Here is a 20,490-nt window from a genome sequence, read left to right on the forward strand (position 1 = left end):
ATGTTGCTGAGGAAAATAGAATACTTTGAATTTCAGAATGATAAAAAATATTGGGCGATTAAACCATTTGAGCTTGGAAAAATTAATCTTTTTGCCGCCAAAAATGCAACCGGTAAAACGCGCACTTTGAAAGTCATTGATACTTTGAGCTACCTTATTTTAGACAAAGGCTTCAAAAACCAAGCAAACTATAATATTGAATTTATAGATGGTTCTGACGTTTATTCCTATATCCTAGAGATAAATGGGAAAATAGTAGCGGAACAACTTATTATTAATAATGCTGTTAAGATAACTCGTGATGCCGCAGGTAGAGGAAAAATATTTGCTGTGCAGGAAGAAAAGGAAATTGAGTTTCAATCACCTGAAAATAAACTGGTTATATCACGGCGAGACATGATACAATATCCCTATCTGGAAAAAATACATGAATGGGCAGATAATGTACGCTATCATTCTTTTGGTTCATCAATGAATCAAGAGTACGGGAAAGCTATCGAAGATAAAAATATCATCCTTGATGGCAATTCGGACAATTCTGTTGAAGTATTTGTTGTAGGAAAACTTGAATTTGACAATAAATTCAAAAAAAATGTTTTGTCTTTAATGAACAGTATTGGATATGACTTAACTGATATTGATATCCAACGTTGGCAATATTTAAGTAATCATGTCCGCTCCGAGGATTATACGCTATTTGCTTCTGAAAAAGATAGAGGTACTTTTGTTGTTCAAAAAGATATGTCGCAAGGAATGTTCCGTGCCTTATCCATTATAATACATTTGTCATACCATATTATGATGAAAAAACCGGCAACCATCCTCATTGACGACATTGGCGAGGGCCTTGACTTTGACCGTTCTTCAAAACTCATAAAACTGCTTATTGAAATAGCAGAAAAAAATGATAACATCCAGCTTATCATGTCCACCAACGACCGTTTTGTGATGAACAATGTATCGCTTGAATATTGGCAGGTTATTCAGCGATCCGGAGGTGAATGCAAAGTCTTCAATTACCAAAATTCAAAAGAAAAGTTTGATGAATTTGAATATATGGGCCTAAACAACTTTGATTTTTTGGCGACTGATTATCTTAATTCGGAGTGGCAAAAAACATGAAAAAAGTTGCGGTTTTTGTTGAAGGCCAAACAGAGCAAATATTCGCCGATGAGTTAGTACGGCACATATTCGGACACGCAAAAGTTGCCATTGAAGAGCTTCGATTCTCCGGCAAAGAAGGATCGCGCCGGATTCGTACCATCCGTTCTGTGGATGCGGCGCCTTTTACAGAATACTTATTCAGAATTTATGATTGTCAAGGGGGGAATGAGAACTCAACGGTTAAATCAGACATTAGAGAACAGTTCCTCGGTTTGTTGCGCGAGTCCTTTTCATACATTGTGGGCATACGGGATGTTTATCCATTGCTCGATATAGAGTTGCTTAAATCAAACATAAATTTGAAGTTGCCTAACAATCCCGCTTTACCGGTTAAAATCTTTCTGGCCATCAGAGAAATCGAATCGTGGTTTTTGGCGGAAGAAAATCATTATCCATTGATAGATGAATCGCTAACCGTTTCTCATGTTAATTCAATAATCGGCTTTGATATAACTACTGCTTCAACAGAATCCGTGAATCACCCTTCCTTTGCGCTAAAGCAAATATATCAAATCGCTGGAAAAGATTATAACAAGAAAAAATGGGAGGTAGAGCGAACAGTATATGTTTTGGATTATGAAAATCTCTACCTGAATGTCCGTAACCGCAACAACAGTCTGAATGAATTGTTAACCTGTCTGGATGGACTTATCCCATGAAAAAACACCCTCCCAAACAAATCACCATCCGTTCATCGGCGGCGGAGTACCTTACCTTTGTTGCCGCCATGGGGGACAATCCGCAGTCTGTCGAAATGCGGTATCAGGACGAAAACATCTGGCTGACGCAAAAAATGCTTGCCACGCTGTATAACGTTGAAGTTCCGACCATAAATTACCACTTAAAAAAAATATTTGAAGACAGGGAATTATCAGAAGATTCAGTTATTAGAAATTTTCTAATAACTGCCGCCGATGGCAAATCCTATAATACCAAGCATTACGCCCTGCAAGCCATAATAGCCGTGGGGTTTAAGGTCAACTCAGAGCGGGCGGTCCAGTTCCGCAAATGGGTGAATAAAATTGCCAAGGATTATACCATTCAGGGCTGGGTCATGGATGTGGACCGCCTGAAAAACAGCGGGACCATACTCACCAGCGAATATTTTGAACGCCAGCTTGAAAAAATCCGTGAAATTCGCCTGTCGGAAAGAAGGTTCTACCAAAAAATCACGGATATTTACGCCACCGCCCTGGATTACGATAAAAGCGCCAAGACCACCCTTAATTTTTTCGCCAAGGTTCAAAATAAGCTGCATTGGGCCATCCACGGACACGCGGCGGCGGAATTGATATACCAACGCGCCGACGCCGGCAGGGAACACATGGGCTTGACCAGTTGGGAAGACGCGCCTGACGGAAAAATCATTAAATCCGATGTGGTAATCGCCAAAAACTATTTAACCCAGGATGAACTGGAAGCCCTGGGGCGTATAGTCAGCGCCTATTTAGATCTCGCCGAGGATATGGCAAAACGGAAGATACCCATGACCATGGAAGACTGGGCGAAACGGCTTGAACGCCCGCCGGAGGGGAAAATTCATCCCCACGGCCACCTCCGATTCGACGTCTTCCAAGGCGGAACGCAGAAGGATAACCTCTCCTTACTAAAGCATAAAAACCCACTGCCAGGCGGCCCTTGAGCCTATTTCAATTGGCCGCGCCGTGCCGGGAATTCCCCCTGCTCACCTCTCTGGAATTCCCTGCCGGAGGAGACAAGAACCGCAGGTTCGCAGGCTCCATAGGCAGATTCTACCGGTAGTGAGTAGGGGGAATCCCCGGCACGGCACGGCTTTAGCGCCATAAAGGCTCAAGGGCCGCCGTCCCAAATAAATCGGAAAAATTTGTTATCTTTCTCATTTACGAATTTGAAAACCCCTGATATAATGTATAAATCGTTCCAAGAGCCGGTTTCAAAACACAGGTTCTGAAAAAATTGTTATTATTCTTGAGGAGGCAGCTATGTCTGGTTTTGGTCTTATTGTTGTTTTTATTATTGCCATTGTGGCAATGATCCTCGCTATTTCAAAATTCAAAATACATCCCTTTTTGTCGATTATGACCGTATCCCTTCTTTTCGGCTTGATTGCCGGTATCCCCCTGGTAAACGTGAAGGACGCGGACGGAAATACCATTCAGGGTATTGCAAATGTTATCGGAGCGGGTTTTTCCGGGACCTTTACCAGTATCGGTATCGTCATCATCCTGGGCGCCCTGATCGGTACGGTTCTGGAGGCAACCGGGGCGGCTTTTAAGCTGGCGGATATGGTGATCAAGGTGGTGGGGCCGAAACACCCGGTACTGGCCGTACAGCTTATGGGCTGGGTGGTTTCCATCCCGGTATTCTGCGATTCCGGTTTTGTTATCCTCGATCCCATCCGCAAGGCGCTGGTAAAACGGACCAAAGTGAGCAGTGTGGCCATGACCGTTGCCCTCTCCACCGGGCTCTATGCGTCCCATGTGTTTATTCCCCCTACGCCCGGACCGATAGCCGCCGCCAATACCCTGGGAGTGGGGAACAATCTGCTCCTCGTCATGGGTCTGGGGGTTTTGGTCTCTATTCCCGCCCTGATCGGCGCCATACTCTATAGCCGGTACATCGGCGGCAAGGTAAAATCTTCGGAGGATATCGACATCGACGGGGTTACCAAATCCTATGAGGAATTGGTGGCCGCCTACGGTAAACTCCCCAACGGTTGTATCTCCCTGGCGCCTATCATTGTCCCCATCCTCCTTATGGCCCTAGGTTCGATTGCCTCTATGGCAAAATGGACCGGATTTTTGTTCCAAATTTGCAGCTTCCTGGGAACGCCGATCATTGCCCTGGCCGTGGGGGTCATCTTTGCGATCTGGCAGCTTGGCGTGGCCAAAAAACTTGCGCGTTTCTATGAGATAACCAATGAAACATTGAAAGTCGTCGGACCGATCCTCTTCATCACCGCCGCGGGGGGAGTGCTGGGCCGGGTTATCGCCTCCACCAGTATCGTCGGGTTTATCACGGGAAATTCCCAGACCCTGGCGGTGGTGGGGATCTTCTTCCCCTTTATCCTCTCGGCGATCTTAAAAACCGCCCAGGGTTCCTCGACCGTGGCCCTTACCACTACCGCCGGTATCGTGGCCCCCCTCTTGGGAGCGCTGGGACTTGATTCTCCGGCGCGGACCGCCTTAACCGTCATGGCCATCGGCGCGGGGGCCATGACCGTGTCCCATGCCAACGACTCATATTTCTGGGTGGTTACCAACTTTGGCGGCATGACGCCGGAGCAGGGTTACAAGACCCAGACCACCGCGACCCTGATTGAAGGTTTCTGCGGTATGGCAGGGGTCTTTATCCTTTCCCTTATTTTGCATTAACCCTAGGGGCTGTCTCAGGGCGTTAGTTTTGAAACAGCCCCGGTATTGAAGGAGCAAGATTCTTCCATGAAGAAGATCATCCTAATCCCCGACTCTTTTAAGGGTACCATGAGTTCCCAGGAGATCTGTTCGATCATGGAAGAACAGATCCGCCGGTATTACCCCGGCGCGGAAGTGCTCTCCATCCCCGTGGCCGACGGCGGAGAGGGAAGCGTCGATGCCTTTCTGGCCGCGGTGGGGGGTGAAAAAATAACTATCCCCGCTCAGGGGCCCTACAGGGAAGACATCCGGGGCTTTTACGGCCTTATCGACGGGGGCAGTACCGCGGTGATCGAAATGGCCGCCTGCGCCGGGCTGCCCCTGGTGGGGGATCGGCTCCAGGCGGATAAAACCACTACCTATGGGGTGGGGCAGTTGATCCTGGACGCGGCAAAGCGGGGCTGCAAAAAGATAGTGGTCGGCCTGGGGGGGAGCGCCACCAATGATTTCGGCGCCGGAGCCGCTGCGGCTGCGGGGGTCCGCTTTTTTGACCGGGACGGCAAGGAATTTATCCCCCTGGGGGGAACCCTCTCCCGTATTGCCCGGATCGATAGATCCGGGTTGCCGCCGGAACTCTTGGCCGCGGAGATCATCACCATGGTTGATATTGATAACCCCCTCTACGGCCCCAAGGGCGCCGCGTTTGTTTTTGCCCCCCAGAAGGGCGCCGACACCGCCATGGTGGAATTCCTGGACCGGGAACTTCGTGCCGTATCAGCAGCCGTGATCCGCGAACTGGGGATCGATGTTTCCGCCCTTCCCGGCGCGGGGGCCGCCGGCGGCATGGGGGGCGGCATGGTCGCCTTTTTCGGGTCCCGGCTCCAGATGGGCATCGAGACCGTGCTGGATACGGTGAATTTTGACCGCCTGCTGCCGGGAACCGATCTGGTCCTTACCGGCGAAGGGAAGATCGATTCCCAGAGCCTGCGGGGCAAGGTGGTGATCGGCGTGGCCCGGCGGGCGAAGAAGCAGGGGGTCCCGGTAATCGCCATTGTGGGGGATATCGGCGATGCCGTTGAAGGGGCCTATGACGAGGGGGTCCGGGCGATTTTTAGCACCAACCGCCGGGCGATCCCCTTCCCGGAAGCCCGAACCCGCTGCAAAAGCGATCTGAGCCTCACCATGGATAACCTCCTGCGCTTCCTAACCAGCTTCCGGGATGGAAAAAATGAAAAGTGAAGAATGAAAGAATGGGCATTCTTCCTCGTTCTTTCCTCTTAATTCTTCTTCCTTTCTCCCTTCTTCGCCTTTTGCGCCTTTGTGGTAAATTTCTTAATTCCGCTTTCTTCACCTTTGCGGTGAATTGCTTAATTCACTTCTCTCCCCCCGGCGTATATAAAAACCGCTTGATCTTTTGGGTAGGGGTTTTTTCAAAGGGTTCGTTCTTAATCTCAATGCGGCTGATACGGGAAAAGGACGCCAGCTTTTGGTTAACCGCGTTTTTTAAGTCTCCCAGGACCTCGCCGATGGCGGCCAGCATGGTTTTTGCTTTTTCGCTTAACACGATAAGGGCGATAAGCTCCCCCCGCTCCCCGGGGTAGACCAGGGCGTCTTCCGCCATGCCGGAACTGGTGAGCAGCCCCTCAATCTCTTCGGGATAGACATTTTCCCCCGAAGGCCCCAGGATCATGGTTTTAAGCCGGCCCCGGATGTAGAGAAAGCCCCGCCGGTCAAAACAGCCCAGATCGCCGGTTTTAAACCAACCGTCGGCGGTAAAGGCCTCTTGGGTCAGGCCCTCATCCTGATAGTACCCCAGCATGATATTGGGCCCCCGGACCTGGATCTCCCCTTCGGCAAAGGGCCGGTAGGGGGTACGCCCCCGGAGGCTGGTTCCCACCACCCGGCCGTCCTTATCCACGATCCGGACCTCCACCCCCTTCAGGACCCTCCCTGCAGCCCCTGCCGGGGCTTTGAAGGGGCCGGTTCCCGCCACCAGGGGGGCCGCTTCGGTCAAGCCGTATCCCGGCGCATAGGGGAATTGGGCCTTCCGGAGAAACCGTTCCGTGTCCCCGGCCAGGGCGGCTCCCCCGACGCCGAAAAAGCGGACCGCCCCGCCAAACAAGGACAGCAGTTTCTGTCCCGCCAGACTAAGCGCCAGGGGACGGGTCAGGGGGAACCGGTACAGGGGATTGGCCGTTAAGCCGGGGAGCAGACGGCCCCGGTATATTTTTTCGATGATCAGGGGAACCGTATGCATCGCCGTGGGCCGCAGGGCCTGGATTGCCGGGATCAGCACCGCCGGGGAGGGGGCCTTATCCAGGTAGGTGGTGGAAGCCCCGCTCAGGACCGCCATCAGCAAGCCCAGGGTACATTCGTAGGTATGGGCCAGGGGAATAATAGAAAAAAGCCGGTCCCGGGGGAAGATTTTTACCAGGGACCGGGCGGCGAGGACCGTAAAGATCAGGTTGCGGTGGGAGAGCATCACCCCCTTGCTGGTACCGGTGGTCCCCGAGGTATAGATGATCGCCGCCAGGTCATCCTCCCCGGATGCAGGGAATAGCGGGACCCGGGGGTTCCGGGGATCCATTTTCCGCAGGGGGATCTCCTTTACCTTTCCCCGGATAGAAACCCGGATGCTCCCCCCCACGGCAGCCGGGGCATGGGTTGTTGGTTCCCCTCCGGCGGCTTCCTCCTCCCGGAGGGTGTCCAGGTATATCACGGGGATATCGGGATCAAAACCAGCGGCTCCCAGTTTTTGGGCAAATTTGCCGCTTACCCAAAGGGCGGATACCTCCGCGTGGGCCGCGAGGCCGGCGATATGCCCGGCGGGAAAATCGGTGAGGACCGGCACGATCACCACCCCTGCCAGGGCGGTCCCAAAATAGGCTATGGCCCATTCGGGGCGGTTCTCCGAGAGGATCATCGCCCGGTCCCCCGGCTTAAGCCCCAGGGAACAGAGCAGCGCGGCGAACTGCCGGATCCGCAGGCCGAATTCCTCAAAACTTACCCCGGCGTATAGATGACCGTCCCCGTATATTTCAAAGGCCTTCCGCTGCCGGTATTTCTCCGCTGCCCTAAGCCCCAATTCGGCGATGGTCATTTTTTCTAAATAAATCACCCCTGTACCCCCGGATATGGGACTTGTTCGGAACTTACGGCTTCCGGACACTCTATTAGAGGAGCAGCAGAGGGTTAAGGTTGCAAAATTACCCGGTTTTTGGGTCAATATGACCCCTTGACAATCCGCTAAGGTGATGATAAAAAGGAGACAATTATCTCAAATAACTCTATGGTCCTGCGGGGACTTATAAAGGTGGTCGACATGAAAAAGTGGGTGTTCGTGGTTTTATGTTTGGTTGTCCTCTGCGGACTTGGGTTTTCGGAAATCGTGCTCCCGCCTGGGGCGGAGAATATACCTGAGGTGAAGGATGCTATGAAGGATTTGGAGAATGCCGAAAGGGAGATGTCGGATATGATGGACTCCTTTGTCAGGGTATTTCCCGATGCGGCGACCCAGCAGAATATTGAGCCCCGGGCCTGGATAGGTTACCTGATTCAAAATCCGTACCCCGAAATTACCAAAAAATCCGGCAAAGTAACCCGGGAGCTTCCCCATTTTACCATCGGTTTCTTGAATGTCGGTGCCGGGCTTATGAAGACCGACAATCTCAATAAAGTCGGAAAAATCCTGAGCGGTGACGACATAATTCCCTTCCCGATGTTGCCGTTGCCCTCTATATCGATAGACGCCCGGATCGGCGGAATTAAAACCGCCGGGGTGAATCTTCCCTTTGATCTGGGTTTTTCATTTTTTACCCTGGATCTGGGCTCGTTATTGGGAAGCGGTGATTCAGGGATAGGGTTAAGATGGACGAATTGGGGGCTGGACGCCCGGTATTTAATTATCAAGCAAAACGGGGCCATCCCGAATGTTTCCGCCAACCTGGGTTATGCCCGCTGGGCCCTTAACCTGGATACCGAATATTTTGATGGGGAACTTTCCACCAATACCGTTTATTTTGGCGGCCAGGCGTCGTATACCCTGGGCGGCTTTTTTATTCCCTATTTGGGACTCAAAATGATGACCGGTAAAAACAAAGGAACCATAACGTTAACGGTGCCGGTACCGGCGAATCCGGCGAATATTACTGAAATAAATGCAACCCTGGGACCGGAAAAATCTTTTTTCCAGATGCAATTTTTCGGCGGATTCGGCTTTGACTGGCTGGTGTTTCAAACATCATTGGGCGCGTCCATCAACGTATTTACCGGAACCCCCGGGCTAAACTTTACCACAAAGTTCAGCCTATAGCACCTGGTAGACACTAATATGCCCTGATAACGGGCACCACTTTGTAAAAGCCCCTCATTGACCAATAGCAGCCGAAAGGGTATCTTCAAAAATGGTGGAAAAACGTTCAAAAAGGGGGGCTGTTCCCGCCGGAAAAAAGGCTCATCGGCGGAAAAAGCGGACCCGCAAAGCCCTGGTGATAAAGGACCAGATCCTCGTGGTACTCATTGCGGTGGCCTTGATTGGCCTGGCAATGATGATTTCCGTGATAACGATTACCCTTCATTCCGCGGCGCCGGAGGAATCCGTTCCGGTCTCAGCCGGTCCGTTACTCCCCGCAGAGGAGGCGGCGGAACCCCCGGAGGAAATCGCGGCTCCTGTTCCTCCGGCGGAGCGGGTCCGGGAGCTGCCGGTTGCCGAATCCCCCCCGGTCCAACGATCCCCGGAGCCGCCTCCGGCCAAGTCCCCTCCTGAAGAAGCCCCGGCCCGGGTCAAGACGCCGCCTGCGGAGCCGCCGCCCAGGGTTACGCCCGCGGAACCGGAGCAGCCCCATACCCCGGCCAAGCCCCCGGCAGCAAAGCCGGTGGAACCGCTTAGGACCGCGCCAATTTCCCCCGGGGCAGGTCCGCCGGAGCGGCCGGGGCCTGCCCGGCCAAAGGTCCTGGTTTTTATCATCGACGACGCGGGGAACAATCTTGCGGAGCTGGACCCTTTCCTCCGGTTTCCCGGCCCCCTTACCATAGCGGTACTGCCGGGGCTGCCCCATTCCGCCGAAGCCGCCCGGCGTATCCGGGCCGCGGGTAAAGAGGTGTTCCTCCACCAGCCCATGGAGGCCCTGGGGGGACAAAATCCGGGTCCCGGGGCGATCTATACGGGGATGAACGCCGGGGAAATTCGGGCCATAGTGGAGCGGAATTTAGCGGAGATAGGCCCGGTGGCAGGGATGAACAATCACCAGGGCTCAAAAATAACCATGGAGCCGGAGATCATGGAGATCATACTTGCCCTATGCCGGGAACATAGGATATATTTTTTGGATTCAAGGACCACCGCCGATACGGCGGCGCCCGCGGTTGCGAAGCGTATGGGAATAAAGATTGGGGAGCGCGATGTGTTTTTAGACAATATACAGGAAAAGGCCGCCATGATTCGGTATGTCCAGGATGGACTCCGGCAGGCGGACCGCAAGGGATCGGCGGTGATGATCGGGCATACCTGGTCTACGGAGCTTGCCGAAACCCTGGAAGAGCTTTATCCCGATCTGGTGGAGGAGGGGTATTCCCTTTCGACCATATCCCGGTTCATGATGGGCACGGCAAGCCTGGAAGAATTTTGGTGACCTGGGTACATGAAGATTTTAGGAATCGAATCCTCCTGTGACGAATGTGCCGCCGCGGTGGTGGAGGATGGCAGGGTCCCCTTATCCAATGTGGTGGCCACCCAGATCCCCTTTCATGCCGTCTATAACGGGGTGGTCCCCGAAATAGCAAGCCGTAAGCATACCGAGTGGATCTATGCCGTGGTCAAGGAAGCCTTGGATAATGCCGGCATCGGCCCCGGCGATATAGGGGGGGTAGCCGTTACGGCCCATCCGGGACTGCTGGGTTCCCTCCTGGTGGGCGTGAGTTTTGCCAAGGCCTTTGCCTGGGCCCGGAATCTTCCCTTTATCGCGGTGGATCACATGCTGGCCCATCTCTACGCCTGCCAGCTGCACCATTCGCCCCAAGACCCCCTATCCGGGGCGGCATACCCCTTTTTGGGGCTCCTCGTCTCCGGGGGACACAGCATTATCTGCCGGGTGGATGATTTTGACGATATCACCGTCCTGGGAACTACCATTGACGACGCCGTGGGGGAGGCCTTCGATAAGGTGTCGAAATACTACGGTTTTGGTTATCCCGGCGGGGCCGCTATCGATAAACTGGCGCAAACCGGCGATCCCGAGGCATTCCGCTTCCCCCTGCCCAACCTGTACAAGGGGGATCACCCCTATGATCTGTCCTATTCGGGACTAAAAACCGCGGTGATAAACCAATTGGCGCACTTTCAGGTCAAAAAAGGAAGCGCCGGCCCCCAGGATATTGCCGCTTCCTTCCAAAAAACCGCGGTGGATATCCTGCTGAGGAGCCTTTTCCGGGCCGTGGAGGACATCGGGCTCACAACCATCGTCGCCGGCGGGGGGGTAGCTGCCAACTCGTACCTCCGGCTCAGGCTGGCGGAACGGAAGGACCTCCGGTGCCTCTTCCCCCCCCTGGAACTTTGCGGGGATAACGGCGCCATGATCGCCGGTTTGGGGTACCGGTACCTGGTCCGGGGGGATCGTTCCCCCCTCAGTACCACCGCCTCCGCCCGGGTCCGGGCCTTTAAACGGTCATATCCGTGAACAGGGGGTGTTTTCACCCAAAAAAGCACTAAAAAGTAGGATATGCTCTTAACAAATTCCCTTTTTTGGATATATAATAGAAGCGGTTGTTTCAAAAACGGCTGCATTGAAACTGGTTCAAGGGGAATTGCCATGCGTTTTGGATACGTTTTTGTCCTTATCGCTGTTTTGCTTCTGATTTTTTCGGGATGCCAGAGTCAGCCTGTTTGGACGGAGCTTTCCCTGGACAAACGGCAAAAAGCCCGGGAATTTCTCCAGGGAATGCGAGATGTTAATTCCCCCAATGAGGACAGCCAGGATCAGGGCAGGGCGCCGATTCACATGGCGGTGGATCTGTTGGACGATAGTTTGGTTAAATTTATCATTGACCTGGGAGGGGATGTAAACCGTAAGGATAACGAGGGCCGGAGCCCCCTCTGGATCACCTGGGAAAATTTAAACAAATTCGAGGCCCTAGAAGCCGAACAGCGTCTTATCTTACAGGATGAAACCACCCCGGCATTTGTCCGGCGGAGGGCCACTAAAAATATAGAAAAGATACAACAGGATCGGGAAACCAATATCCGAATTGTTAAACTCCTGGTCGAAGCCGGGGCGGATATCCATGAAAATAATTCAACCCTGGCCCGAAATGTTCTGCTCCGGGGGGGCGATTATTTTTCCGCCTTCCTCAACCCGCGGTCCGTAAGCTCCACGAATGCCCTGGGACGGACGATCCTGCATATCGCCGCCGGGGAGGAAAGATACCAGCTCATCGGGCGTATCGCCGTGACGGATGGAAAAGGCTCCGTCAATAAACGGGATAACGAGGGAAAAACCGCCCTGGATCTTGCCTTGAGCCGGCCGGAAAGCATCAGCGCGATGAGAACCGCGGAGCAGCTCATCCTGGCGGGGGCGTATTCGGAAAATCCCCTTTTCAGTTATTTAGCCCCGGCGGTTCAAAACACCGATTATAACATCCCGAGCTTAGACGGAAACGCGCCCCTGCATTTTGCCGCGGCGGGTAATTATGAGGGGCTGCTCCAATATTTACTGGATAAAAAGGCGAAGGTCGATGTCCGGAATGCCGCCGGCGCCACCCCCTTTCACGAGGCGGTTAAGCGGGGCAATATTAACATTATGCGGCGGCTCATCGCCGGCAAGACGGATATAAATGCCCAGGATACCAGGGGAAATACCGCGATGCACTTGGCCGTTGCCGAAAATTGGCACCGGGAAGTGTTGAATTTTCTCCTTGCCAACGGGGCCAATCCGAATATCAGGAATGAATACGGCGATACCCCCCTTCACGCGATGATCACCCTCAACCGGGATGCGGAGATTATTCTGCGCCTGCTTTCCGGCGGGGCGGATGTATCGATCCGTAATAATGACGGCAAGACCCCCCTATACCTTGCGGTCCAGGAGAACCGGGTTACCTATATTGCCCCCCTACTGTCCTATAATTCGGATATTTTTGCGAAGGATAATGAGGGGATAAGCCCCTTTGACCGGGCGCTGCTGGATCAGAGCCCAACGCTGCCGGCTTTGATTACCCCGGGAACCGTTTCTCTGTATGACCGTAACGGGGATACCCTTTTGCATAAAGCCGTGCGGCATCGCGGGGACGCCGCGGTCGTGAACCTTATGCTGAAAACCGGGGCGTGGATTAATGCCCGTAATGGGGCAGGGGACACCAGCATCCATCTGGCGATACGGCAAAACGTCAAGGAAAGCGGGGAACTGTTTTTGTCCTCCCCCTTTGAGCCGGATCTGTTTATCACCAATGCCGCGGGTGAAACCCCCCTCTCCCTGATATTTACCGCCCCCGGCGGTTTGCGGGAATGGGCCTTGACCCCCAAGGTCATCAATGTCCGGGATGGTTTGGGGAATACCATCCTCCATTATGCGGCCCAGTGGAAGCAGGACGCCCATATTCCCACCATTGTCAGGAGCGGGGCGGCGGTTGACACGCAAAATAACGCCGGGGAGCCCCCCATCTTCGAGGCGATTAAGATCAATGCCCTTTCCACGGTTCAGACCCTGATCTTGGCGGGGGCCTCGGTCTCCGTCCGGGACAACCAGGGGAATACCCCCCTCCACATGGCGATTCGCTGGAATGCCATGGCCGGGGCGGGAGCCCTGATCAAGGCCGGCGCGGATATAAATGCCCCCAATACTATGAACAAAAAAACGCCCCTCCATGATGCGGTACGGCTGGGAATGTCCGGGTTTGAAAAGCTGTTGATCGAAAACGGCGCTGATTTGGAAGTACGGGATAATGCGGGCAATACCCCCATTATGGAAGCCTTCCGGGCGGGCTTGACCGGGATGGTGGCGTATCTCGCGGCCGCCGGCGCGGATCCCCTGGTTCGTGATATCTGGGGCAATACCCCCCTGCATATCGCCATTGCCATGGATCGCTTCGATCTGGTCAGCCTGATCATAGACCGGGCCGATATCCACATAAAAAACCTCCAGGGACAGAGCCCTTTCCAGCTCGCCTTAACCAAAACCAATTCTCCCCAGATGGTCTGGACCCTGCTCACCAATGACTGGATCCAATCTACCGATGGCGATGGATGCTCCCCCCTGCATATCGCGGTTCAGCAGGGCGCTTCCCTGCCCATGCTGGGGCTCATCCTTGAACGGGGCGGAGAAGTCACCGCCCTTGACCCCCAGGGGCGTACCCCCCTCAGGCTGGCCGTGGACCTGGAGGCCTGGAACACGGCGCGGTTTTTGGTCGATAACGGGTCGGATGTTTTTTCCCGTGCCCAGGATGGGCAAAGTCCGGCGCGGATAGCCCTTGACAAGGGGAAACCCGCGATGAACGCCCTGTTCGGTGGGGCGGCCATTCACACCTGGGACTCCAATGGCGATACCATCCTGCACCATGCGGTCCGGTATGAGGGCGCCGGGGAGGAAACCATCAAATATTTGCTTGAACTGAGGGCCGATAGAAATATCAGAAACCAGGACGGCAAAACCCCCCTGCAACTCGCCCGGGAAATGCGCCGTTCCGCCGGAATTATCCTCCTGCTGGACCAATAATTCCGTCCCGGGCCCTTGATCTTATTTGTTATTTTTGCTAGTGTTTTGCTACTCAAGATACCCAAGAACCCGCTTGCGCGGAGGTTTCTTATTAAGGAAGGTTTGTTATGTCCCGGACCTGCGATATATGCGGAAAACACACGATTACCGGCAATTCGGTGAGCCACGCAAAAAATCATACCCGCCGCACCTGGAAGCCTAATCTGAAAAAGGTCAAGACTGAAATTGGGGGGACCACCATCACCCTTAAGATCTGTACCCGATGCCTTAAAAGCGATATTATCACCAAAAAGGTTTAGCGTACCAGTTCCAGACCGTCATAGGCCGGCCCCATGAACCCCGGGGCGCCTGTTTTTTCTTGAAAAGCCCGGCAGTATTCCTCAATATCCCGGTGGGAATGTTCATGGCAGATATGGGTAAGGTACGCCGCTTTTGCCCCCAGGTCCCGGGCCGTGTTCAGGGCCTGGGCAAAGGTAAAATGGGTTTCGTGGGGCCGGGCCCTGAGGCCGCCGATAAAAAAGACCGCCGGGTTACGGATAAGGTCCAGGGAGACCTGGGGGATATGGCTTACGTCGGTAAGGTAGACCGCCGCTTCCATCCCCGCTTCGGTTATTTTCCAGCCCAAAATGTCCAGGTCCCCATGCTTGACAGGCACCGGGGTAAGGGTAAGGCCCCCCAGCCTGACCGGGCCCCGGACCGGCTTAAGGATGATCCGGGGCTTCCCTCCCCCCTGCTGGGTTTGTTTAAATATATAGGAGAACCGCTCCCGTAACTCCGCCAGGGTTTGGCGGTTCCCGTAAACCGGAATGGGCCCTTCAGAACACAGGGGCCGCAGGTCGTCCAAGCCGTGGATGTGGTCCGCATGGGAGTGGGTGAGGAAGAGGGCGTCCAGCCTGCGTATCCCCGCCCGGAGCGCCTGAAGCCGGAATTCCGGCCCCGTATCAATCACCGCCCGTTCTCCCCCGGCTCCTTCGATATAAAGGGATGCCCGCATTCGCTTATCCCGGGAGTCCTCTGAACGGCACACCGGACAGTCACAACCCACCACCGGTATCCCATGGGAGGTGCCTGAACCGAGTACAACCAGTCTCATGGGGATAGTATGCTCAAAACAGGCGGGGCTGCATAGCGGGCCGGGGGCGGAGTGCCAGGTACAAATTTTGGTCGATCCGGAAAATTTGACAAATAGCTTTATTTGGTTATATACTGGGGATCGCTTTATGGGGCAAAGGAATAATGGATGGTCAAAATACTCTCTCCGTGCGGCATTCTGGGCTATGGGTTTCCTGATAGTTCCTTTTCGGCCGGACTAGCCGACAGACCCGATGCGATTATCGTTGACGCCGGTTCCACCGATGCGGGTCCCCATAAGCTCGGTGCGGGGGTGGCCATTGTGAGCCGTCTTGCCGCAAAAAAGGACCTCAAACGGATCATCACCGGCGCCGCCTCCCTGAATATACCGGTTATTATCGGTTCCGCCGGAGGGAGTGGGGGCTGTATCCATATGGAATGGACCCTGTCGATCATCGATGAAATTTGGCGGGAAGAAAACCTCGGTCCCATAAAAACGGCGCTTATCTGGGCGGATATCTCCCATGGGGTCATCCGGAAGGCCCTTCGCGCCGGTAAAATTACCCCGCTGGGGCAAGGGGTCTCGCCCCTCCGGGAGGAGGTCTTGGCCGAAACCACCGGGGTGGTGGCCCAAATGGGGGTGGAACCCATCCTCAAGGCCCTGGATGGGGGGGCGGGGCTTATTATTTGCGGCAGGGCCTATGATCCGGCTCCCTTTGCGGCCCTGGGTATACACCGGGGATATGACCCCGCCCTGAGTTACCACCTGGGTAAGGTCTTGGAGTGCGGAGCCCTGTGCTGTGACCCCGGAACCGCCAAGGATTGTATGATGGGGGTTCTGGAGGAAGATTATTTTGAAGTGTACCCCTGCGATTCTTCCCGGCGCTGTACCCCCCTCAGCGTAGCCGCCCATACCTTTTATGAAAAGGACCATCCCTATATTCACCACGGTCCGGGGGTGGTGTTGGATCTGTCTCGCTGTACCTTTACCCAACGGGAAGGCAGCCGGGTCCGGGTTACCGGGAGTAAGGTGGAGGCTGTCCTTCCCTATTGTATTAAACTGGAGGGGGCCCGCCGGGTAGCTTACCGGACCTTGGTGATTGCCGGGGTTCGGGATCCCCTTTTAATCGGACAAATTGACGCCGTGGAAACGGCGGTCAGGACAAGTGTGGCCGAACAGTACCGGGAGATCCCCGGGGACCGGTATTGCATTAACTTTTTTAACTACGGTAAGAATGGTGTTATGGGGGAACTGGAGCCTTCAAAACAAATACCCCATGAACTGGGGGTGCTTTTTGAAGTCCTGGCGGACACCCAGGAGTTGGCATCCGCCTTATGCGCGTCCCTGCGTTCAACCTTTATGCACTACGGATACCAGGGGCGAAAGTCCACTGCGGGGAATTTGGCCTTTCCCTATGCCCCCAGCGATGTGGAATTCGGTGCGGTCTACGAATTTTCGGTGTACCACCTTATGCCGGTAGATGATCCGACCGCTCTGTTCCCCCTGGAATGGTGGTCTCCCGGCGGGGAAGCTTCCCGGGGGCAAAGCCCGGAAAGGAGGACGGGATGGAACGGTTAGGGGATTTGGCCAAAGTACTGCGGAGCAAAAATTCAGGTCCCTTTCTTATCACCCTGGATGTTTTGTTTGACGATAGGGAACAGTACCGCCGGGTGGTACAAAGCGGGGTTATTACCCCGGGGTCTGTCTCGGCAGCCTACGGATTAGCCCCCGGGGATATTCAGGAGTTTGTTTTTTTTGAAGCCGCTCTGGGTATCAAAATTACCTATAAGCGGGCCGTGTCTTCGGGAACCTCCGGCGACCGTGATGTATATGGGGCACAACAACACGTCCCTTTGATGGAATTGCTTATCCCTTAGGAGAGAATACGGTATGAAAAACCATATGCCGGCTTTGCTGAATATATCGGTTCCCTGGCGGAAACGGTTGTGGAATGAACGGGTTCTCTACCTCATGCTGCTTCCCACGCTTTTATTTTTTGTTATATTCCGGGTCATCCCTATCCTTAATATGCGCTTGGCCTTTTTTCAGTTCCGCGCCCGGGGGGCCTGGCAATTCGTGGGGCTGCGTTATTTTAGAATGATCTTCACGAGTCCCGCCTTTTCCCGGATCCTCCTCAACACCCTGATTATCAGCGTAATGAAGTATATACTCCTTTTCCCCGGATTTGTGATTTTCGCGGTTATGCTGAACGAACTGCGGCTTTCCCTGTTCCGTAAGTATATCCAGATTGTTTCCTATCTGCCCCACTTTTTATCCTGGGTGGTAATCGCGGGTATTTGGATCAACGCCTTATCCCTCTCCGGCGGGGTAAACGAGATCCGCGCTTTGTTTGGGGCGCCGGCGGTGGATTTTATGACCAACCGGGGGATGATCCGGTGGATATTGATGTTTTGTGAGGCTTGGCGTAGTCTGGGCTGGGACTCGATTTTCTTTTTTACCGCCATCCTGACCATAAATCCTTCCCTTTATGAGGCGGCGGAGATCGATGGGGCGGGCCGTTTTACCATGATCCGCCGGATCATACTCCCCGCCTTGGTCACCCCCATGATCACCATTTTTATCCTGAACCTGGGGTTTTTTCTGGACGCGGGCTTTGATCAGGTATTAAACTTCTCCAATGCCGCAGTGGAAAGTACCATCGATATTTTGGATACCTATATTTACCGCATCGGCGTGGTGGAGGGGCAATATTCCCTGGCCACCGCGGTGGGCCTGATCAAAGGGGTGGTGGGGGTCTTTTTGGTATTGGGAACCCATATCGTGTCCAAGTCCTTAACCGGTAAAGGGGTGTGGTGATGGCCCTGGTAAGACGAAAAATAACGGCCGGTCAGATCTTGCTTATGCTTATCTTGGGTGCCCTGAGCCTCACCATGATAGTTCCCCTGCTGAATATATTGGCCAAATCTCTCTCAAGTTCCCGGGCGTCCCCCTCTATGGGCGGCCTCATCATCTGGCCCAGGGAATTTGATTTTATCAATTACCGTATCGTATTCCGGCATCCTATTTTGATGCCCGCCCTGTGGAATTCGGTGATTATTACCGTGGTGGGGACCTTTATCAATATGTTTTTAACCACCACTGCGGCCTATGCATTAACCCGTCCCCAATTAGCCTTAAAAAAACCTATCATGGTGTTTCTTATTTTTATGATGCTTTTTAATCCCGGTTTAGTGCCCGAATACCTTTTGATCCAGCGTATAGGACTTATGGGGAGCAAATGGTCGGTTATCCTGGTAACCGCGGTCAATGTATATTACCTCATCATTATGATGCGTTATTTTGAACAGGTGCCTCAGTCCATCAGCGAGGCGGCTCGTATCGATGGGGCTGGCCACTGGCGGATGTTGGTTTCCATTGTTTTGCCCCTGGTAAAATCCGGGGCGGCCACCATTTCTATGTTTTACGCGGTAATCCGGTGGAATGAGTATTTTAAAGCCAGCATCTACCTGACCCGTAAATCCACCGATACGGTGCTGCAGGTTATACTCCGGCAATTTGTGGTATTAGGGGATACCATATCCATCCTGGGCCAACAGAACATTTGGGATTATAATGTATTTGCCCGGGCCGATTACAACGCCTTAAAGGGGGCTACCATTATGGTAGCCATGATTCCGATCCTATTACTTTACCCCTTGGTCCTTAAATTTTATACCAAGGATGTGATGGGGGGAGGTATAAAAGAATAACCATAGGAGGTTTGTTATGAAAAAGTATCTATTCTCTCTTTTTGTCCTCATGCTGGGATTATCCGTCTTTTGGTTTGCCGGATGTTCCAAGCAGGAGCAGCCCCAGGAGCTAAGCGCCGGCGCGGGTATAGGAACCGCGGAAAATCCGGTAAAGGTGAGTTATATCAAAAAAGATGTGGACCCCATTACGGATAAGGAAGTAACCAAAGAACTGGAACTTTTGATTGAGGAGGGTATGGCCTCCCAGGGTATGTATGTGGACCTGGAATTCCTCAGTGCCCCCACCGGCGCCTATGCCACGGTGGTTCCCATTGCCTTCCGTACCGGGCAGTTTACCCCGGACGTGATTTATTTTCAGGGCGGCGATTTACCTATAGCCCAGGAAGGGCTGCTTATCGATTTAGGTCCCTATGTGGAAAAGTCCCAATGGGTTAAGGGGCTTTTACAGGATCATAACAAGGCGGCCTTGGCAAATTATCCCTACCTGTTGTGGCTTGCCCCGCCCCGGATTCAGATCCCCGTTATCCGGGAGGATCACTTCCAAAAGCTTAGAAGCGCCCCGGCCCTCATGGCGGACCCCACCGTGGATAATTATTACGCCCTCTTTAAAGAACTGAAAGATACGGGCTTGGTCAAATGGCCTGTCACCACCGACGGTACCATCCTTAAACTCGACGCGGTATTTAACCATGCCTTTGGGGTTACTTCCACGATTATGAAAAAAGGCAATGCCTGGGTGTATTATCACGTGACCGACGAGAATAAAAACAAACTGGACTTTTACGCGAAACTCTTCCGGGAGGGCCTTTTGGACAATGAATACGTCACCAAAGCTTGGGATACCATGGAGCAGGCTTTTTATGAGGGAACCGCCGGCTGGGTTTCCGGGTCTGCCGGGGCGGTGATCGATGTGTATGACAACAAGATGTTTGAGACCCAGGGGGTCCACCTGGTGGTACTGCCTCCGGCCAAGGGGATAAGCCACGCCTACCAGAGCCTGGACGTTTCCAAGGAGCCCCGGGGATTCGCCATCAATGCGGATTCTCAGGTTAAAGACGCGGCCTGGGCTTTCCTGGATTTTATGGCCAGTCCCCAGGGCCGGGTTTTGGACAAACTGGGTCTGGAAGGGACCCACTACAACTTAGTCGATGGTAAATATGTCCTTACCCCGGCGTTTTCCTCCTGGTGGGCCCGGGTCCATGAAGGGTTCAACGGCCTGGATACCTCCAATGTGGTAGGGGAGGTGATGACCAAAGCGGGGGCCGCCTCCCTGGAAGCCGCCTCTCAATACTTTAGCCCGGACACCAACGTGGTGCTTCCCGAAGATCTGATACCCCTCAAGGACGCCATGGATAAACTCTACCTGGAGTATTCCACCGACATTATCCGGGGGGTCCGGCCGATCTCAGACTTTGCCGAATTTGTCACCAAATGGAATGCCAGCGGCGGCGCCCAGATCAGTGAATATTTGGCCACGGTCCTCAACTAGCGGTCCGGCTCAGGAATAT

17 protein-coding genes are annotated in these 20,490 nt (G+C 53.7%); 15 read left to right on the forward strand and 2 right to left on the reverse strand.

The window, feature by feature from the left end; genetic code table 11:
- The 5 genes from LQZ21_RS05000 to LQZ21_RS05020 all read left to right on the forward strand — a co-directional run bounded on the left by LQZ21_RS05000 (position 1) and on the right by LQZ21_RS05020 (position 5,735).
- Positions 1-1,122: an AAA family ATPase gene (locus tag LQZ21_RS05000; protein ID WP_411043109.1), complete on the forward strand. Its 1,122-nt coding sequence runs from the start codon at positions 1-3 to the stop codon at positions 1,120-1,122.
- A complete protein-coding gene (locus LQZ21_RS05005; protein ID WP_411043111.1) occupies positions 1,119-1,823 on the forward strand; it encodes a hypothetical protein in 705 nt (234 codons plus the stop codon). Before LQZ21_RS05000 ends, LQZ21_RS05005 begins: the two co-directional genes overlap by 4 nt.
- On the forward strand, positions 1,820-2,806 hold the full coding sequence (rhuM, locus tag LQZ21_RS05010; RefSeq protein ID WP_411043113.1) for a RhuM family protein: 987 nt from the start codon (positions 1,820-1,822) through the stop codon (positions 2,804-2,806). The genes LQZ21_RS05005 and rhuM overlap by 4 nt, the downstream gene beginning before the upstream one ends.
- A 319-nt stretch (positions 2,807-3,125) precedes the next feature.
- Positions 3,126-4,517, forward strand: coding sequence for a GntP family permease (locus LQZ21_RS05015; protein ID WP_411043115.1), 1,392 nt, complete (start codon positions 3,126-3,128; stop codon positions 4,515-4,517).
- 66 nt (positions 4,518-4,583) lie between these two features.
- Positions 4,584-5,735, forward strand: coding sequence for a glycerate kinase family protein (locus LQZ21_RS05020; protein ID WP_411043117.1), 1,152 nt, complete (start codon positions 4,584-4,586; stop codon positions 5,733-5,735).
- Between the two features lie 133 nt (positions 5,736-5,868).
- On the opposite strand, the gene LQZ21_RS05025 is transcribed toward LQZ21_RS05020, so the two are convergent.
- Positions 5,869-7,614, reverse strand: coding sequence for an AMP-binding protein (locus LQZ21_RS05025; protein ID WP_411043119.1), 1,746 nt, complete (start codon positions 7,612-7,614; stop codon positions 5,869-5,871).
- A gap of 204 nt (positions 7,615-7,818) precedes the next feature.
- Between LQZ21_RS05025 and LQZ21_RS05030 the strand changes: the two genes are divergently transcribed.
- The 5 genes from LQZ21_RS05030 (at position 7,819) to rpmB (ending at position 14,499) form a co-directional block, all read left to right on the forward strand.
- A complete protein-coding gene (locus LQZ21_RS05030; RefSeq protein WP_411043121.1) occupies positions 7,819-8,808 on the forward strand; it encodes a hypothetical protein in 990 nt (329 codons plus the stop codon).
- 91 nt (positions 8,809-8,899) lie between these two features.
- On the forward strand, positions 8,900-10,126 hold the full coding sequence (locus LQZ21_RS05035) for a divergent polysaccharide deacetylase family protein (RefSeq protein ID WP_411043122.1): 1,227 nt from the start codon (positions 8,900-8,902) through the stop codon (positions 10,124-10,126).
- 9 nt (positions 10,127-10,135) lie between these two features.
- Positions 10,136-11,170: a tRNA (adenosine(37)-N6)-threonylcarbamoyltransferase complex transferase subunit TsaD gene (gene tsaD, locus LQZ21_RS05040; RefSeq protein ID WP_411043124.1), complete on the forward strand. Its 1,035-nt coding sequence runs from the start codon at positions 10,136-10,138 to the stop codon at positions 11,168-11,170.
- 132 nt (positions 11,171-11,302) lie between these two features.
- Positions 11,303-14,200 carry an ankyrin repeat domain-containing protein gene (locus tag LQZ21_RS05045; protein ID WP_411043126.1) on the forward strand — a complete coding sequence of 966 codons (2,898 nt, stop codon included), beginning with the start codon at positions 11,303-11,305 and terminating at the stop codon, positions 14,198-14,200.
- A gap of 107 nt (positions 14,201-14,307) precedes the next feature.
- Positions 14,308-14,499: a 50S ribosomal protein L28 gene (rpmB, locus tag LQZ21_RS05050; RefSeq protein WP_411043127.1), complete on the forward strand. Its 192-nt coding sequence runs from the start codon at positions 14,308-14,310 to the stop codon at positions 14,497-14,499.
- Here rpmB and LQZ21_RS05055 read toward each other — a convergent pair.
- A complete protein-coding gene (locus LQZ21_RS05055; protein ID WP_411043129.1) occupies positions 14,496-15,293 on the reverse strand; it encodes an MBL fold metallo-hydrolase in 798 nt (265 codons plus the stop codon). The genes rpmB and LQZ21_RS05055 overlap by 4 nt on opposite strands.
- 147 nt (positions 15,294-15,440) lie before the next feature.
- Between LQZ21_RS05055 and LQZ21_RS05060 the strand changes: the two genes are divergently transcribed.
- The 5 genes from LQZ21_RS05060 to LQZ21_RS05080 are packed head-to-tail and all read left to right on the forward strand — an operon-like array spanning position 15,441 to position 20,471.
- Positions 15,441-16,850, forward strand: a complete 1,410-nt coding sequence (locus LQZ21_RS05060; RefSeq protein ID WP_411043131.1) for an acyclic terpene utilization AtuA family protein — start codon at positions 15,441-15,443, stop codon at positions 16,848-16,850.
- Positions 16,838-17,149, forward strand: a complete 312-nt coding sequence (locus LQZ21_RS05065; protein WP_411043132.1) for a DUF4387 domain-containing protein — start codon at positions 16,838-16,840, stop codon at positions 17,147-17,149. The genes LQZ21_RS05060 and LQZ21_RS05065 overlap by 13 nt, the downstream gene beginning before the upstream one ends.
- 13 nt (positions 17,150-17,162) lie before the next feature.
- On the forward strand, positions 17,163-18,089 hold the full coding sequence (locus LQZ21_RS05070) for an ABC transporter permease subunit (RefSeq protein WP_411043133.1): 927 nt from the start codon (positions 17,163-17,165) through the stop codon (positions 18,087-18,089).
- Complete coding sequence (locus tag LQZ21_RS05075; protein WP_411043135.1) at positions 18,089-18,982, forward strand: carbohydrate ABC transporter permease; 894 nt, start codon at positions 18,089-18,091, stop codon at positions 18,980-18,982. Before LQZ21_RS05070 ends, LQZ21_RS05075 begins: the two co-directional genes overlap by 1 nt.
- 16 nt (positions 18,983-18,998) lie before the next feature.
- Complete coding sequence (locus LQZ21_RS05080; protein WP_411043137.1) at positions 18,999-20,471, forward strand: extracellular solute-binding protein; 1,473 nt, start codon at positions 18,999-19,001, stop codon at positions 20,469-20,471.
- Positions 20,472-20,490: the final 19 nt, after the last annotated feature.

The organism is Treponema sp. TIM-1 (genome assembly GCF_046533115.1).
Classification (GTDB): domain Bacteria; phylum Spirochaetota; class Spirochaetia; order Treponematales; family Breznakiellaceae; genus JAIRMO01.

Excerpts from the sequence above, each read along its gene's own strand:
- LQZ21_RS05000 (WP_411043109.1), top strand. The coding sequence starts at position 1 with ATGTTGCTGAGGAAAATAGAATACTTTGAATTTCAGAATGATAAAAAA.
- LQZ21_RS05005 (WP_411043111.1), top strand. The coding sequence starts at position 1,119 with ATGAAAAAAGTTGCGGTTTTTGTTGAAGGCCAAACAGAGCAAATATTC.
- rhuM (WP_411043113.1), top strand. The coding sequence starts at position 1,820 with ATGAAAAAACACCCTCCCAAACAAATCACCATCCGTTCATCGGCGGCG.
- LQZ21_RS05015 (WP_411043115.1), top strand. The coding sequence starts at position 3,126 with ATGTCTGGTTTTGGTCTTATTGTTGTTTTTATTATTGCCATTGTGGCA.
- LQZ21_RS05020 (WP_411043117.1), top strand. The coding sequence starts at position 4,584 with ATGAAGAAGATCATCCTAATCCCCGACTCTTTTAAGGGTACCATGAGT.
- LQZ21_RS05030 (WP_411043121.1), top strand. The coding sequence starts at position 7,819 with ATGAAAAAGTGGGTGTTCGTGGTTTTATGTTTGGTTGTCCTCTGCGGA.
- LQZ21_RS05035 (WP_411043122.1), top strand. The coding sequence starts at position 8,900 with ATGGTGGAAAAACGTTCAAAAAGGGGGGCTGTTCCCGCCGGAAAAAAG.
- tsaD (WP_411043124.1), top strand. The coding sequence starts at position 10,136 with ATGAAGATTTTAGGAATCGAATCCTCCTGTGACGAATGTGCCGCCGCG.
- LQZ21_RS05045 (WP_411043126.1), top strand. The coding sequence starts at position 11,303 with ATGCGTTTTGGATACGTTTTTGTCCTTATCGCTGTTTTGCTTCTGATT.
- rpmB (WP_411043127.1), top strand. The coding sequence starts at position 14,308 with ATGTCCCGGACCTGCGATATATGCGGAAAACACACGATTACCGGCAAT.
- LQZ21_RS05055 (WP_411043129.1), bottom strand. The coding sequence starts at position 15,293 with ATGAGACTGGTTGTACTCGGTTCAGGCACCTCCCATGGGATACCGGTG.
- LQZ21_RS05060 (WP_411043131.1), top strand. The coding sequence starts at position 15,441 with ATGGTCAAAATACTCTCTCCGTGCGGCATTCTGGGCTATGGGTTTCCT.
- LQZ21_RS05065 (WP_411043132.1), top strand. The coding sequence starts at position 16,838 with ATGGAACGGTTAGGGGATTTGGCCAAAGTACTGCGGAGCAAAAATTCA.
- LQZ21_RS05070 (WP_411043133.1), top strand. The coding sequence starts at position 17,163 with ATGAAAAACCATATGCCGGCTTTGCTGAATATATCGGTTCCCTGGCGG.
- LQZ21_RS05075 (WP_411043135.1), top strand. The coding sequence starts at position 18,089 with ATGGCCCTGGTAAGACGAAAAATAACGGCCGGTCAGATCTTGCTTATG.
- LQZ21_RS05080 (WP_411043137.1), top strand. The coding sequence starts at position 18,999 with ATGAAAAAGTATCTATTCTCTCTTTTTGTCCTCATGCTGGGATTATCC.